Raw genomic sequence first — 15,173 nt, forward strand, 5'->3', positions numbered from 1 at the left:
AGGCTTTTTAAAGGTGTTCAACTTCATTTTTAATCTCGTTTATTATTCTGTCGGGAAGGCTGATGGTAAAGGTTACTCCGAGACCGCTGTTTTCAGCTTTTATACTTCCGCTGTGGGCTTGTATTATTTTTTTTGAAATGGCTAGTCCAAGTCCGCTTCCTATAGGTTTTAAAATATTCTGATTTTTGGATTGATAAAACTTGTCAAAGATCATTTCCAGATCTTCTTCAGGAATGTGTTTCCCTGTATTGAAAATGGTAATCACCAATTGATTTTCCTTTTCAAACAGTTTAGTCTGTATCGTTCCCTGTTCATCTGTAAATTTTAAGGCATTTCCCCATATATTCTGAAGAAGCTGGATCATTCTGGCTTCATCATATTCAAATATAACCCGATTCAGGAGATTGACTTCACTTAAATGGATGTTTTTCTGTTGTATCAGATGGAGGAGAGGCTTTAATGCTTTTTTATAGGTTTCAAGAATGTTGTTTTGTTGGATGCTTAATAAGATTTCACCATGCTGAAGCTTATCAAGGTAAAGAATATCGTTGATGATTTCACTTAGTCGGTCAGATTCTGTGATAATATTATTTAAAAACTCCTGTTTGATCTCAAAGGGAATGTCATCGTCGTCAGCTAAAATTTCCCCTGCAGAACGGATTGCGGTGATGGGAGTTCTTAGTTCATGAGCAACAGAATCGAGGAAGTCATCTTTTTGACGGTCTTTAACGATCAGGTTTTCATTAGCATTTCTGAGATCATCAGAAAGTTTCTGTAATTCTTCAGACTGTTCCGTTAGCTTTTTGTTTAAGGTGATGTTTTCCTTAGATTCTTCAAGGATATTTAAAACTTCCTTCAGAGAGATTTTATCCTCTTTAGTTACCCCTTCAATCAAAATCTTAGCTGAAGCAGTTCCGATTCTTCCGGCCAGAAGGTTTTCCGAGAACTTGATGAATCTTGAATCGGCCGTCTCTGTTTTAGAATCAATATTATATTTTAAATTGAAAATTCTTAAGGCCTGTTCGGTTTTATTTTTACCTAAAAACCGTTCCAGAATATTCTGAATGTCTGAAATATAGGCAGTTCCTCTCCAGATAAAAGCATTTTCATGGTTTTGAATGTATTTATCAATGTCTACATACAGCTCAGCAAAGTTTCTTTCACGGTAATTCCCCTTAGTGCTCACTGAAATAATGGTAAACAAACCTGTATTCACTAGAATTGACCAGAAAAAGATCTGTGGTATCCTCGCCAGATAAGGAATCGTGAAGAAGGTGAAAGAATTGTACATATCTCTTAAAACTCCTTTGAATTCCTGGTTGTAGGAGAAATAATACTGTGGAATGATTAATCCGAAATAACAGATGGCTAATCCGGCTGCAAGTCCAATCACAGCGCCTTTATAGCTTCCTCTTCTCCAAAATATAGCTCCGAAAAAGGCAGGAGCAAGCTGTGCAATAATAACAAAAGATATTAAACCTACAGAATCCAGCGATGTTTTTAAAATGAAATATTTATAAAAAACAAAGGCCATAATAATCAGGGCAAAAATGCTGAATTTTCTGATGTTAGTGATACTTCTTGTGTTTTGTACTTCATTTTCAGACTTCAGTTTTCCAAGCAAACCATAAGGAATAATAAGGTTGTTGGAAAGCATGATAGATAAAGTAATTGCCGAAATAATAATCATGGAAATACATGAACTTAATCCACCAAGAAAAACCAAAACGGTGATTAAAGTATTGTCAAAATGTTGTGGAATTAGAATAGAATAGAACTCCGGATTTACTTTTTCACCATCAAAAATTAATCTTCCGCCCCATGCAATAGGAAAAATAAATATGGTGAAGATCAGTAAATAAAGCGGGAAAAACCAGATGGCTGTTCTGATGTGTTTTTCCTGTCTGTTCTCAACAATCGCTGTGTGAAACTGTCTGGGCAATATGCAGATAGCTGTAGCTGAGATCATACATAAAACCATCCAGTTCATCGCGCCTTCAATACCGTTGAAGGTGTTTTTTTGTTTAAAATCTTCAAAACGGCTCGCTTTCTGGTAAATGTCATTGAATCCGTCAAAAACATAATAGATCACAAAAAGCCCAAGAATAATGATGAAAAAAAGCTTTAAAAAGCTCTCCAAAGCAATGGCAGAAATAATTCCCAGTCGTTTTTCCGAAGCATCTACATATCTCGTTCCATAATAGGAAGAAAATAAAGCAATTAAAATAACAACAAATGTCGCGTTATCGGTTAGGATATTCTTGGACATAGGAGTTTCGGTTACCAAATGAAAAGTTTCAGATATTGCCTTGATTTGCAATCCGATATAAGGAACAATTGCCAGAAGACAAACTACAGTGATAATGGCGCCCATGCTTCTGCTGTTTCCATATCGCAATGAGATAAAATCTGCAAGGCTGCTTATTTTATTAACCCTGGCAATTCTTACAATTCTGGTGTTGATATAAATCCATGCAGGAATAATCATAGCAGGGCCAATATAAATCGGTAAATAATTTAACCCGCCTGTAGCCGCTACACCAATGCTTCCGTAGTAAGTCCATGCTGTACAATACACCGCCAGTGACAATGCATAAATGTAGGGATTGTTGATCCAGAACTTACTTCTTTTCTTTTCCGCCAGATAAGCAACTAAGAACAAAAGAGCAAGATAGAACAGAACCACAAAAAATAATGCGAAACTACTCATCATACCTTTTTACAATTACAAAAGAAATGACAATGGAGATCATCCATATAATGAACAGGTAAATCAGAATCATGGGATAGCCCAGAACCTCTTTCTCACTGTTGAAAAGAAGAGAAATAGGAATACTGAAAGCAATCATCATTCCGATGCTCAGGATAATCAGTTTTTGTTCATGTCTCTTTTTCATAACTATTTTAGTTCTTTACTGAAGCATATGGCTTCTTCACGTCCGATGTAAATTCCATAATTTTCAATGACCTTATATCCATTTTTCAGATAAAATTTCACGGCATTTTCATTTTTTTTACGGGTTTCCAGATAGATGTATTTATAGTCAAATTGTTTTGCAGCTATTTCTAAGGCTGAGAGAATCTTTCCGCCTAGCCCTATGTTTTTTTTCATGGAGAACATGCGTTTAACCTCACATATTTCTGGTGAGAGGGGGCGAAAGCCTCCGCAGGCTATAGCTTTTTCATCACTTACAGCAATCAGAAACAAAGCTTTCTCCTGTATAAAGTCTTCAAGGTTTGCACTTTTGCCTCCACTCTCACCGGAGATTGTAATAAGAGAAGTATTTAATCTATGGACTAGATCAATAACTCTTTTATCTTCAGAGGGACGAGGAATTGCTTTAATTGTGATGTTCATTTTTTATAATTGATAACAGATAATTGATAAATGTGGCATCCATCAATTATCTGTTTTATATTGCTTTTAAATTTTTTCGTCAGAATATTCTCCTGTTAAAGCATAATAACCGAAAACAGCCATTCCGCCTGAGATAATCGGCATCAGTACAAACAGGATGATGATTCCGAAAACCAGATCTTCCTGTTTTCCTGAAGTGATCTTGGGAATTCCCATTACTGTAATTCCAAAATATCCTACGATCACTGCAATTGCGATCCAGAGGATGCCTAATATTTTTTTTAGTCCGTTCATTTTAGTAGTTTTAAAATTAATAAAAATTTAAGTGATTCAATGATTAATCGTGAAGATTATTGTTCTTATTTTTAAGATAAATTAATCCGATAATCAGACAGACTGTTGCCACTCCAATCGGATACCATAACCCTTCGAGATACCATGTTGCATGTCCGGCTTCTTTTCCGGTAGTCACCAGATAAGTAGCTACGGCAGGAAGAAGGCCTCCAAATACACCATTTCCAATATGATAAGGCAAAGACATAGAGGTGTAACGGATTCTCACCGGGAACATTTCAACAAGGAATGCTGCAATAGGTCCATAAACCATTGTTACGAAGATAACCTGTATGAATACCAGGAAGACCAGATACCATTTTGTACTATTGCTCACTTTTACAGATTGTGAAACCTTTGGCTCTTCAGCTTTTCCATCTTTCATAACCGGGCCGCTTGGTGACCAGTGAACAATACTGTCTTTTTTAATGAGAGTTCCATCTGTGAAAAGAGTTTCCTTATGGAAGGTAACAAGGCTGTCTGTAGCGATATCCTTGTGAATTTTAGCGGTTCTTTTTTCTGTAATTCCGCTGGAAGCTACTGTTTTATTTTCGAGACTTACACTTTTGAACATGCTGTCATAAATCGGCCTATAGGCTAAAATAGCCACCAGCATTCCGGTCATCATCACGGCTTTTCGTCCGATTTTATCTGATAACCAACCGAAGAATACAAAGAAAGGAGTTCCTAAAAATAATGCGGTGGCCATTAAATAATCTACCTGAGTAGAATCAATATTCATTACTTTCTGCATGAAGCTCATCGCGTAAAACTGCCCTGTATACCAGATTACCCCTTGCCCCATAGCAGCTCCGAAAAGAGCAAGCAAAACAAATTTAAAGTTGAATTTATTACCAAAGCTCTCCTTCAAAGGATTTTTAGAAGTTTTTCCTTCACTTTTCGCCTTTGCAAAAAGCGGAGACTCTTTCATATTTTTTCTGATAATATAGGAAACCCCTACCATTAGAATTGAAATCCAGAAAGGAACTCTCCATCCCCAACCATCGAATTCTTCGGGAGAAAGCGTGCTCTTGGTGATTAAAATAACGATCAGTGAAATAAAAAGCCCGGCTGTGGCTGTAGTTTGGATCCATGAAGTCCAATAACCTCTTCGATGGGGTTGTGCATATTCTGCTACATAGGTGGCAGCACCTCCGTATTCCCCTCCAAGAGCAAGACCTTGTAATAATCTCAGGATTAAAACCAAAACCGGAGCCAGAAATCCAATGGTTTCATAACTTGGGATACATCCGATAAGGAAAGTGGAGAAGCCCATGATCAATAAAGTAACAAGAAAAGTATATTTTCTTCCGATAATGTCACCAAGTCTTCCGAAGAATAGAGCTCCAAAAGGTCTTACTACAAATCCCGCTGCAAAAGTGGCTAGTGTAGATAAAAATGCTGCAGTCGGATTATCTGCCGGGAAAAACTTGGTGGCTAAAACAATGGCTAAACTTCCGAAGATATAGAAGTCATACCATTCTATCAGTGTTCCGAGTGATGAGGCGGTGATAACGCTCCAAATGGTTCGGTTTTTCTGCCTGTCAGTCATATTTTCGTAGCTTTCGTGATGATTTTCGCTCATATTGATTAGTTTTTGATGTTAGTAAAGTAATTTTGAATTCTTCCAAATACCGTTGGATAGATTTTCTTTCTGAACCATTAAGGAATTTTAAGTGCTTAAGGATAATTAAGAATATAGCTGAAGCTATTTTAACAACAGCTTCTTCATCATCCTCCTTGATGAGGTTTAACTTTTCTTAAATTCTTCATCCTTCTTAATGGTTTTAATTTTATAAGTAAATTTGGAACTGTACAATGAATTCTCCTTTTGAAGACGGGCTTTCAGTAGGATTGGTGTAAACCGGTCTTGTGGAGTATTGTGTTGTGATTTTTGCATGATGCCCGTCAATAAACCAGTTCGCTCCAATATCAAACTGAGAAGATGATTTATCAAAAGCCTCGAAGTTTTTATGAGTATAAGCTGCAAAGGGCTGTATTCTGATTTTTGGTTTCTCTGCCTGACTTGGCAATAGTAAACCGGCCTGCGCGTAGATAATATTACCTGTTCCGATAGTTGGTTGTAGATTTCCGGGGCCTGCAATGGCTTTATTGCCTGTAAAATTAGGATCAGAAGCTGCAATATTCATTGTTCCCAGATTTCTTACATAGTTTGGACCGAAATTGTAGTTATAATATCCGGCGTAAGCAGAAACTGCCATTTTGTTTTTTGCTTCTCCCAGTGGAATATCTGCAAAAGCATCTACTGCAAAAAGAGTAATGTCATGTTTTTCAACATTTGAATTCACGGAAGTTCTGGTTCCATCTGCCTGATGATAAAACCCGGCTCCCACATTGAAAACTTTCTTCGTTCCCAGATAAGATCCTACTTTGAAAGGTAAGGTGTTGGATTCCTCATCAAGGAATTGGTATTCAACATATCCTGCTTTTGAAAAACTTGGATTTCCATTATTGTCTACCGCTACAGCCTTTGACGGATCGGTTACATTCGCAGGAGCAAGGTCTGTAGCAAAAGGTTTGTTTAAGCTGAAACGATATTCCAGTTTTCCGTATTTACCCTTGGCGAACATTCCAATTTGCCTTCCAAACTGATCCGAATTATCAATCAATGGCCAGGAGAATACCGGAGAATCTACGGTAAGGAAGTTAAGAGTAGAAGCCATGGTCATGCGGGAAAGTCCCATGTAATAATGAAGCCCTGCCCCTAAAGATAAACTGAATTTTCCTGCTTCTCCAGGTAAAATAACTGCGTATTCGTTCCAGGCATCATGAAAAAACAGCTGGGTTTTTTTTCCGTTTCCATAACCTCCTGTTCCAGACGTACCTGATGCACCGCCGTTAATGAACGTTTGATTATTGATTCCAAAATGAAGAAGGATCATATATCTTTTGGAGATCTGTGCGTACGTTAAGGCACGTAATCGTCTGTTTCCCAGATTCCATGTATTGTCTGTAGGTTCATTTCCAACCATACTTCCGGGATTCATGGCGCTGTTTCTTAGCCAAAGCTGATCCCATAAAATAAATCTGATGAATTTGTCTCCCTCGGGATTGAGGTTTATTTTTAATCCACTGCCGTAATCTGGAGAACCCTGCGAATACATAGAACCGCTGATTAAGGCTACTCCAATTAATGTAAGTAATTTCTTCATAAATTATCAATTTTTGGCGTTGTTTTTTGTGAAAGCCAAATTGGAATTAATAATTTGTTTACGAAAATTTAATATATATTAGTGGTAATAGTATAGGTATGATTTGTTGCGTGTTGCAAGTTTCGGGTTTCGTGATCCGGATTTTTGAATTTGTTTTATGTTTAAATTTATGATAATTAAGCTATTAGTATTTTTGACTCTAGCGCTTAGTGCCTCGTATCTCGCTTCCTGAACCCCAAATCTACTTCTTAAACCTTTCCCACTTAATCAGCATATACTTATCTGCAAATTGAGTAATGATAATCCCGGCGTTTTTGATATTCTCTTCTTTAGCAATATATTCAATTAATTCATTTTGTTTCAGTATTTTATAAACAGGATGGAATTCCGAATGTGGAGGCCTTGTGATGTTGTATTTTTTGATCCATGAACTTATGGTGACATGAGAAACCCCGATAATTCTTTCAATTTCGCGGTAGCTCAAGCCTTCAAGATATAGCTGTAATGCCTTGGTTACATAATAGTCATCAATCTGTTTTCCCAGTTTTTTAACAGTAAAATAATAGTTGCAGCTTTTGCAGTGAAACCGTTGTTTCTCGTTAACAATACCGCTTTTAACTACTTTGTTGCTCTTGCATTTTGGACATATATTTTCCATAACTATATTATTTTAGCAAATATATAATAAATTAGCAAATATATATTTCTGAATAAAGATAATTTTACCTGTATAATTTTTTAAAACAAAAAAAATATCTTTTTAATTTGGTTTTTAAAGGAATTATATTTTAAATTTGCCAAAAAAATTAGATAAATAAATGGAAATAGAAATTTCCTCATGCGAACATCTAATGTATGTGAGTGAAATACAGCAGGAAATGTATGATTCTGCACAGCGTAGAGGAACGGGAATCGCAAAACGTTCCATAGAATATTTGAGTAAGAAGATTTCAGAAGGCAATGCTGTGGTAGCTACTGAAAACGGAGAGTGGGTGGGCTTCTGTTATATAGAGACCTGGTCACATGGGAAGTTTGTGGCTAATTCGGGATTGATTGTATCCCCAAAATTCAGGCATGGTGGAGTTGCTACTCAAATTAAGCATAAAGTTTTCCAGTTATCTAGAGAAAAATATCCGGAAGCAAAAGTATTTGGATTAACAACAGGTCTTGCGGTAATGAAAATCAATAGTGATTTAGGGTACAAGCCGGTGATTTATTCTGAACTAACTCAGGATGAGGAGTTCTGGAGCGGTTGTAAGAACTGTGTGAACTATGAGATTTTAATGAAAAAGGAACGTAAAAACTGCTTATGTACAGCGATGTTGTTTGTTCCGGAAAATATAAAAAAGAATGAGGTTGTAAACAATCAGCCTGATGATAATAAAATAAACAGTGTTGCGAATACGCAGCCAGAAATTAAATATAGCAATGAACAAGAAAGTCATCTTAGCGTTTAGTGGAGGTTTAGATACTTCCTACTGTGCAAAATATCTTAGCGAAACACTGGGGTATGATGTGTATGCGGTTACTGTAAATACCGGAGGTTTTTCCAAAGAAGAAGAAAAAGAACTGGAAAGAAAAGCTTTAAACCTTGGGGTAAAAGAGTACAGGTGCGTAGACGCTCAGGAAGATTATTACAATTCTTGTGTAAAGTATTTAATTTTCGGGAATGTACTGAAAAATAACACGTATCCTCTTTCTGTAAGTGCTGAACGTACCATTCAGGCGCAGGAAATTGCAAAATATGCCATTGAAATAGGAGCAGATGCTATTGCTCACGGAAGTACAGGCGCAGGAAACGATCAGGTTCGCTTTGATCTGATTTTTCACGTAATGTGTCCGAATATCGAGATCATTACACCGATCCGTGATATGGCTTTATCCCGTGAAGAAGAGATTGAATTTTTGAAAAGCCATGGCTATGAAATGGAATTTCATAAAGCGCAATATTCGGTGAATAAAGGACTTTGGGGAACTTCTGTAGGAGGAAAAGAGACTTTAACATCAAGAAATTATCTGCCGGAAGAAGCGTTTCCATCTCAGGTTCAGGAAATTCAACCTTCAGAATTGGAGATTGAGTTTAAAAATGGAGAGGTTGTAGGGGTGAATGGAGAATGCTTTGAACATTCTGTATATGCCATTCAGAAGATAGAAAAATTAGCTTCTGCTTACGGAATTGGTCGTGATATTCATGTGGGAGATACTATTGTAGGAATTAAAGGAAGAGTAGGGTTTGAAGCGGCGGCAGCCTCAGTGATTATCAAGTCTCACCATTTATTGGAGAAACATACGCTTTCAAAATACCAGCAAATGATGAAATCCCAGTTATCAGACTGGTATGGAAACTGGCTTCATGAAGCGCTTTTCTTAGATCCGGTGATGAGAAATATTGAATCTTTCTTAACGGATTCTCAGAAAACAGTGAGTGGAAAGGTGTTTGTAACCCTTCATCCATACAGATTTGTTTTAAACGGGATTGAATCTGATCACGATTTAATGTCTGATAAATTCGGAAGCTACGGAGAAGCCAACAGAGCATGGACAGGAGAAGATGTAAAAGGATACACGAAAATTGTAAGCAACTCCTTAAACATATATCACCAAATCAACCAAAATATCAACTAAAGTTCCGAAGGAACGGTTTAACCCAAGATAGGACGCAGTCCTGTCAGTTTGAAAATGAAGAAAACAGTAGGAATAGTCGGAGCCAACGGTTATACAGGAAGTGAGCTGATACGCTTACTGGCTTTTCATCCCCATGTGACATTGAGTTTTTTATATAGTCGTTCGAATTCGGGAACAAGAATTTCTGATTTGTACCCGGATTTAACGACAGTTTGTGAGCAGGTGCTTACAGATCAACCGGAAGAGGTGGATGTTCTTTTTCTGTGCCTTCCCCATAAGGAAAGTCAGAACTGGCTAACTCAAAATCCGGTTAAAGAAGAAACATTGGTTATTGATTTAGGAAATGATTTCCGTTTGGATGGAAACTTTGCAAACAGAAGTTTTATCTACGGATTGCCGGAAATCAATAAAAAACAACTGTCAGGATCAAAAAGTATTGCCAATCCGGGATGCTTTGCCACAGCCATTCAGTTAGCATTATTGCCATTAGCAGGAAAAGCGTTGTTAGATGAGGTATTCACCACCGGAATTACGGGTTCTACAGGAGCGGGACAGTCTTTACAGACGACAACGCATTTTACCTGGAGGAATGATAATATATCAGCTTATAAAACTTTAACCCATCAACATGTGGAGGAGATTTTACAACAGTTGATTTCATATAATAATAAAGAAGTAAACCTGAATTTTGTTCCATGGAGAGGAGATTTTGCAAGGGGGATTTTTACAAGTTCTACAGTGAAAACAGATTTGGAGCTTAAGGAGATAGAACAATTGTATCAGGATTTTTATGCGGAGGCGCCTTTTGTTACAGTTAGTGAAAAGGCAATTGATTTAAAGCAGGTTGTCAATACCAATCGCTGTGTGATTCAGATTGAAAAGAGTGGGAATGTTGCCGTTATTCACTCAGCGATTGACAATTTGTTGAAAGGAGCTTCAGGGCAAGCTGTACAAAACATGAATATCGCGATGGGCTGGGAAGAAAATACAGGTTTGAATTTGAAACCAATAGCATTTTAATGCAGTAATGTATTAGCTGAAATGTACAGGAACGCATAAACTCGGACCTCGTATCATTAATCATTTATCAATTATCATTTATAAAAAGACATGAATTTATTCAACGTATATCCATTATTTAATATAAACCCGATTAAAGCCCAAGGATCTTTCCTTTGGGATGATAAAGGAGAACAATATCTTGATTTTTACGGAGGGCATGCTGTAATCTCTATTGGTCACAACCATCCGCATTATCAAAACAAACTGAAAGAGCAGCTAGAGAAGATTTCTTTCTATTCCAACTCAGTTCAGAATGAATTACAGGTAGAATTGGCCAACAAACTGGGAAAACTTTCAGGATATGAAGATTATAACCTTTTTCTATGTAATTCAGGAGCTGAAGCCAATGAGAATGCATTAAAATTAGCTTCTTTTCACAATGAAAAAAGCAAAGTGCTTTATTTCTCAGGATCATTTCATGGAAGAACTTCTGCAGCAGTTTCGGTAACGGATAATCCTAAGATTGTTGCTCCTGTGAACTTTTCAGAACGATTCATCAAATCTGAATGGAATGACATCAAACAGCTGGAAGAAACCTTTACCGTACATGGAAATGAGATTTCATCAGTAATCATTGAAGGGATTCAGGGTGTAGGAGGAATCATGATTCCAACGGCAGAGTTTTTATCTAAAATTAAAGAGTTATGTGAAAAATATAACGCTGTGTTGATTTTGGATGAAGTACAGTCAGGATACGGAAGAAGCGGTTATTTCTTTGCTCATCAGGAATTTGGAATAGAAGCAGATATCATTACCATAGCCAAAGGAATGGGGAACGGATTTCCGGTTGGCGGAGTTTTAATTCATCCTAAATTCCAGGCAAGTAACGGTTTGTTGGGGACAACGTTTGGTGGAAATCATTTAGCTTGTGTAGCATCGATTGCGGTTCTGGATGTCATGAAAGATGAAAATCTTATCGAAAACGCTCAACAAATGGGTGAGCATATTGAAAGTGAAATTAAAGGTTTACCACATATTAAATCTATCCGAAGGAAAGGGTTGATGATCGGAATAGAACTCGACAGAGACTGTTCAGAAGTAAGGAAGAGCTTACTGTTCGATCATCATATCTTCACCGGAAACTCTAATGATAAAACCGTGTTGAGGGTTCTTCCTGCACTGAATATCAAAAAAGAGGAAACGGATCTTTTTATCAATGCTCTGAAAACAGTATTGGAAAGCATTGAAGATTAAAGAGACTAGGAAGGCAGAATACAAAATAAGAAAGGGAAGATAAAATTCTAGCGCAATATTTGTCATTCCGTTGGAATCTAAACAGAGTAACTAGCCTTCAAAATCTTTAAACCACAAAAGTAACAAAAGTGTTTAAGTAAAATTTTTGTGGTTGAATCAAAGAATTATAGGTAGAAATCTTTAAAATCAATTTAAAATGAAAAAATTCACCGCTGTAAGTGATGTAGAAAACTTACAGGAAATCATAAAAAAAGCTTTAGAAATAAAAGCAAACCCGCTTTCAGAAACAGAAAAAGGAAAGGGGAAAACTATAGGACTTGTATTTTTAAATTCAAGCTTAAGAACCCGTTTAAGCAGCCAGATTGCAGCACAGAACCTTGGTTTGAATATATTGACGTTAAATGCAGCACAGGAAGCATGGAATCTTGAATTTGCTGACGGAGCTGTGATGAACGGAGATACTGTAGAGCATATCAAAGATGCTATTGAGGTTTTAAACCAATATTGTGATATCATTGCAGTACGTTGTTTTGCAGGAATGAAGAGCAAGGAGGATGACGTGAATGAAAGCATTTTAAGCCAGTTTGAGCAGCATGCAAAAGTTCCTGTTATCTCTTTGGAATCAGCAACCCGTCACCCGTTACAAAGTCTTGCTGATTGCATTACCATTACAGAAAACTGGAAAAAAGATCATAAGCCAAAAGTAGTTTTAACTTGGGCTCCACATATCAAACCGATTGCTCATGCTGTAGGAAATTCCTTTGCAGAATGGATGCAGGAAATGGATGTTGAGTTGGTAATCACTAATCCGGAAGGATATGATTTGGATCCGGCTTTTACAAAAGATACAAAAGTGATTCACAATCAGGAGGAAGCATTAAAAGATGCAGACTTTATTTATGTAAAAAACTGGTCTTCTTTTGATGACTATGCTGCAATGCCTGAAGTAAAAGAAGATTGGATGCTTACCAATGAAAAACTGGCGAATACCAATCAGGCAAAAGTAATGCACTGCCTTCCGGTTCGTCGTAATGTAGAATTAAGTGATGAAGTAATGGACGGAGAAAATTCCATCATTTACCAACAGGCAAAGAACCGTATTTTCTCAGCACAGGCTGTCTTCAGCGAAATTTTAGACGAATTGAAAACTGAATAGTTATTTAAATCAACCATGTCAAGGTTTAAAACCTTGACATGGTAAACAATAGAAACAGAGTCCCGAAGGGACGATTTAACCCAAGATAGGAATTTATTCCTATCAGTCTACCAATACAATAAATGTAAAATAAAAATGAAACAGAAAATATACATCATAAAAATAGGCGGAGCGCTCATTGATGATGAACGATTGCTGGATCAGTTTTTAGATCAGTTTTCCGAAATTAAAGAAAAGAAAATCCTTGTGCATGGCGGAGGGAAGTTGGCAACTACTTTGGCTGATAAACTTGGCATAAAGCAGAAGATGATCAACGGAAGGAGGATTACGGATAAAGATACATTGGATATTGTAACGATGGTATATGCTGGTGGAATCAATAAAAATATTGTTGAAAAATTACAGCAGAAAAAATGTAATGCCATAGGGTTTTCTGGAGCAGATGGAAATCTGATTAAAGCTAAAAAAAGAGAACATCCTGAAATAGACTTCGGATTTGTGGGTGATATTAATAAGAAGAGTGTGAATAAGAAGCTTGTTTCAAAATTCATTAAGTTGGACCTTATTCCTGTCTTTTCTGCTATTACCCATGACAAAAAAGGAAATCTCTTTAATACCAATGCAGATACGATTGCTTCTGTGATGGCACAGGCTTTATCGGAGAAATATGAAGTAGAACTGTTGTATTGTTTTGATAAGCAGGGAGTGTTGGAAAATGTTGATGATCCGGAATCTCTTATCAAAAGTATTTCTGAAGAGGATTTTACAACGCTGAAAGAAGAAGGAAAGCTTCACAAAGGGATTTTGCCCAAACTTGAAAACGCTCTTGGAGCCATAAAGAATAATGTAAATAAAGTGTTTCTGATTAAAGAAACAGAACTGAAAAACCATATAGAGAATCATCATGCAGGAACTGAAATCTGTTTATAATAAAGAAGAATTGTTGAATAATGCTGTTGAGCTGCTTAAAAAGCTGATTGAAATTCCTTCATTCAGTAAAGATGAATTCAATACATCGGTGGAGATTGAAAACTTTTTCAAGAAACATCAGATCCCAACTAAGCGTTTTAAAAACAATATCTGGGCGGTGAATAAAAACTTTGATGTATTTAAACCATCAGTTTTACTGAATACACATCATGATACGGTAAAGCCTAATAAAGCTTACACCCTTGATCCGTTTGTACCAATTGAAAAAGACGGTAAACTTTTCGGATTGGGAAGCAATGATGCCGGAGCTTCTCTGGTTTCTATGGCACAGGTTTTTTTACATTTTTATGATAAAGAAGATTTAGAATATAATTTAGTGATTGCGTTGACAGCAGAGGAGGAGATTTCAGGTTTTGACGGAATCGAGGCTCTGTTTCCACAGTTACCCAATATAGAACTTGCCATTGTAGGAGAACCCACGCAGATGAATCTGGCAATAGCTGAAAAAGGACTGTTGGTAATTGACGGAGAGATGAAAGGAACTCCTTCTCATGCTGCTCATCCTAATGACGATAATTCCATTATAAAATGTATGCAGGATCTGCAGGGAATTTTAAATTTTAAATTTCCGAAGGTTTCAGATTACCTGGGTGAAGTTAAAGTAACTCTGTCCGGAATTCATGCCGGAGTACAGCATAATGTTGTGCCTGAATCCTGTCATTTCACATTGGATGTAAGGGTAACAGATGAATATTCCAACAAAGAAGCCTTTGAAATTATCCAGTCACAGATGAAATCAATGCTTACTGCGAGGTCTTTCAGGTTGAATTCATCGAAAATAGAAATGGATCACCCGTTCGTAAAAGCAGGCTTGGAAATAGGAAGGACAACCTATGGTTCACCAACATCTTCAGATCAGGCCATCATTCCATGTACATCTGTAAAATTAGGTCCCGGAGACAGTAGGCGCTCGCATACAGCAGATGAATTCATCTATATCAATGAAATAGAAGAAGGAATTGAGATCTATATCCAGATTTTGGAAAAAGTGTTATAAAGGATGGAAGCGGGGAGCTTGAAGTTGGAAGTTATTTCAGTTGATAATGAAATTTCAGTCTCTTAATTCAGCCTTCTTCAAATATATTTTGACTACGCTCAGCAGGCATTAAAGTTTCGTTTTTAATAAAGATTTATGCAAAAAATACCATTAGAAAGGAACTTTAAATAATAAGGAAATGTTTTTTTATAGTTAATAGTAATAAGGATCGCCTTGCTGGGCCAGTCAAAATCAATCAAATATTTTAAATCGGACTGTGATAAAATCGGTAAACGATGTGTGCAG

The 15,173-nt window shown here is 36.8% G+C and carries 14 protein-coding genes; 7 read left to right on the forward strand and 7 right to left on the reverse strand.

Annotation, left to right across the window (positions count from 1 at the left end; translation table 11 throughout):
- Positions 1-7 precede the first annotated feature (7 nt).
- The 7 genes from J2772_RS06750 to J2772_RS06780 all read right to left on the reverse strand — a co-directional run bounded on the left by J2772_RS06750 (position 8) and on the right by J2772_RS06780 (position 7,522).
- The gene (locus tag J2772_RS06750; protein WP_209915067.1) at positions 8-2,710 is read right to left on the reverse strand and encodes an ATP-binding protein; all 2,703 of its coding nucleotides are present in this window, start codon (positions 2,708-2,710) and stop codon (positions 8-10) included.
- Positions 2,703-2,897, reverse strand: a complete 195-nt coding sequence (locus J2772_RS06755) for a hypothetical protein (RefSeq protein ID WP_209914780.1) — start codon at positions 2,895-2,897, stop codon at positions 2,703-2,705. The genes J2772_RS06750 and J2772_RS06755 overlap by 8 nt, the downstream gene beginning before the upstream one ends.
- Positions 2,898-2,899: 2 nt before the next feature.
- The gene (locus tag J2772_RS06760) at positions 2,900-3,358 is read right to left on the reverse strand and encodes a GNAT family N-acetyltransferase (RefSeq protein ID WP_209914783.1); all 459 of its coding nucleotides are present in this window, start codon (positions 3,356-3,358) and stop codon (positions 2,900-2,902) included.
- A gap of 66 nt (positions 3,359-3,424) precedes the next feature.
- Positions 3,425-3,652 (reverse strand): DUF6814 family protein, encoded by a 228-nt coding sequence (locus J2772_RS06765; RefSeq protein ID WP_209914785.1) that lies wholly within the window; start codon positions 3,650-3,652, stop codon positions 3,425-3,427.
- A gap of 43 nt (positions 3,653-3,695) precedes the next feature.
- The gene (locus J2772_RS06770) at positions 3,696-5,276 is read right to left on the reverse strand and encodes an MFS transporter (RefSeq protein WP_209914788.1); all 1,581 of its coding nucleotides are present in this window, start codon (positions 5,274-5,276) and stop codon (positions 3,696-3,698) included.
- A 208-nt stretch (positions 5,277-5,484) separates the two neighbouring features.
- Entirely contained in the window at positions 5,485-6,864 is a 1,380-nt protein-coding gene (locus J2772_RS06775) for a porin (RefSeq protein WP_209914791.1), read from the reverse strand.
- Between the two features lie 241 nt (positions 6,865-7,105).
- Positions 7,106-7,522, reverse strand: a complete 417-nt coding sequence (locus tag J2772_RS06780; protein WP_209914793.1) for a helix-turn-helix domain-containing protein — start codon at positions 7,520-7,522, stop codon at positions 7,106-7,108.
- 160 nt (positions 7,523-7,682) lie between these two features.
- Between J2772_RS06780 and J2772_RS06785 the strand changes: the two genes are divergently transcribed.
- From J2772_RS06785 to J2772_RS06815, 7 genes are all read left to right on the forward strand, one after another.
- Positions 7,683-8,321, forward strand: a complete 639-nt coding sequence (locus J2772_RS06785; protein ID WP_245365159.1) for a GNAT family N-acetyltransferase — start codon at positions 7,683-7,685, stop codon at positions 8,319-8,321.
- Positions 8,293-9,489 (forward strand): argininosuccinate synthase, encoded by a 1,197-nt coding sequence (locus J2772_RS06790; protein ID WP_209914796.1) that lies wholly within the window; start codon positions 8,293-8,295, stop codon positions 9,487-9,489. Before J2772_RS06785 ends, J2772_RS06790 begins: the two co-directional genes overlap by 29 nt.
- Positions 9,490-9,543: 54 nt before the next feature.
- Positions 9,544-10,509, forward strand: coding sequence for an N-acetyl-gamma-glutamyl-phosphate reductase (gene argC, locus J2772_RS06795; RefSeq protein ID WP_209914799.1), 966 nt, complete (start codon positions 9,544-9,546; stop codon positions 10,507-10,509).
- A 90-nt stretch (positions 10,510-10,599) separates the two neighbouring features.
- Positions 10,600-11,745, forward strand: coding sequence for an aspartate aminotransferase family protein (locus J2772_RS06800; RefSeq protein WP_209914802.1), 1,146 nt, complete (start codon positions 10,600-10,602; stop codon positions 11,743-11,745).
- A gap of 196 nt (positions 11,746-11,941) precedes the next feature.
- Entirely contained in the window at positions 11,942-12,901 is a 960-nt protein-coding gene (locus tag J2772_RS06805; protein ID WP_209914805.1) for an N-acetylornithine carbamoyltransferase, read from the forward strand.
- Positions 12,902-13,036: 135 nt separating this feature from the next.
- Entirely contained in the window at positions 13,037-13,831 is a 795-nt protein-coding gene (argB, locus tag J2772_RS06810; protein ID WP_209914808.1) for an acetylglutamate kinase, read from the forward strand.
- The gene (locus J2772_RS06815) at positions 13,806-14,888 is read left to right on the forward strand and encodes a M20 family metallo-hydrolase (protein ID WP_209914810.1); all 1,083 of its coding nucleotides are present in this window, start codon (positions 13,806-13,808) and stop codon (positions 14,886-14,888) included. The genes argB and J2772_RS06815 overlap by 26 nt, the downstream gene beginning before the upstream one ends.
- The last annotated feature ends 285 nt before the right edge of the window (positions 14,889-15,173 follow it).

The sequence above is a fragment of the Chryseobacterium jejuense genome (assembly GCF_017877355.1).
Classification (GTDB): domain Bacteria; phylum Bacteroidota; class Bacteroidia; order Flavobacteriales; family Weeksellaceae; genus Chryseobacterium; species Chryseobacterium jejuense_A.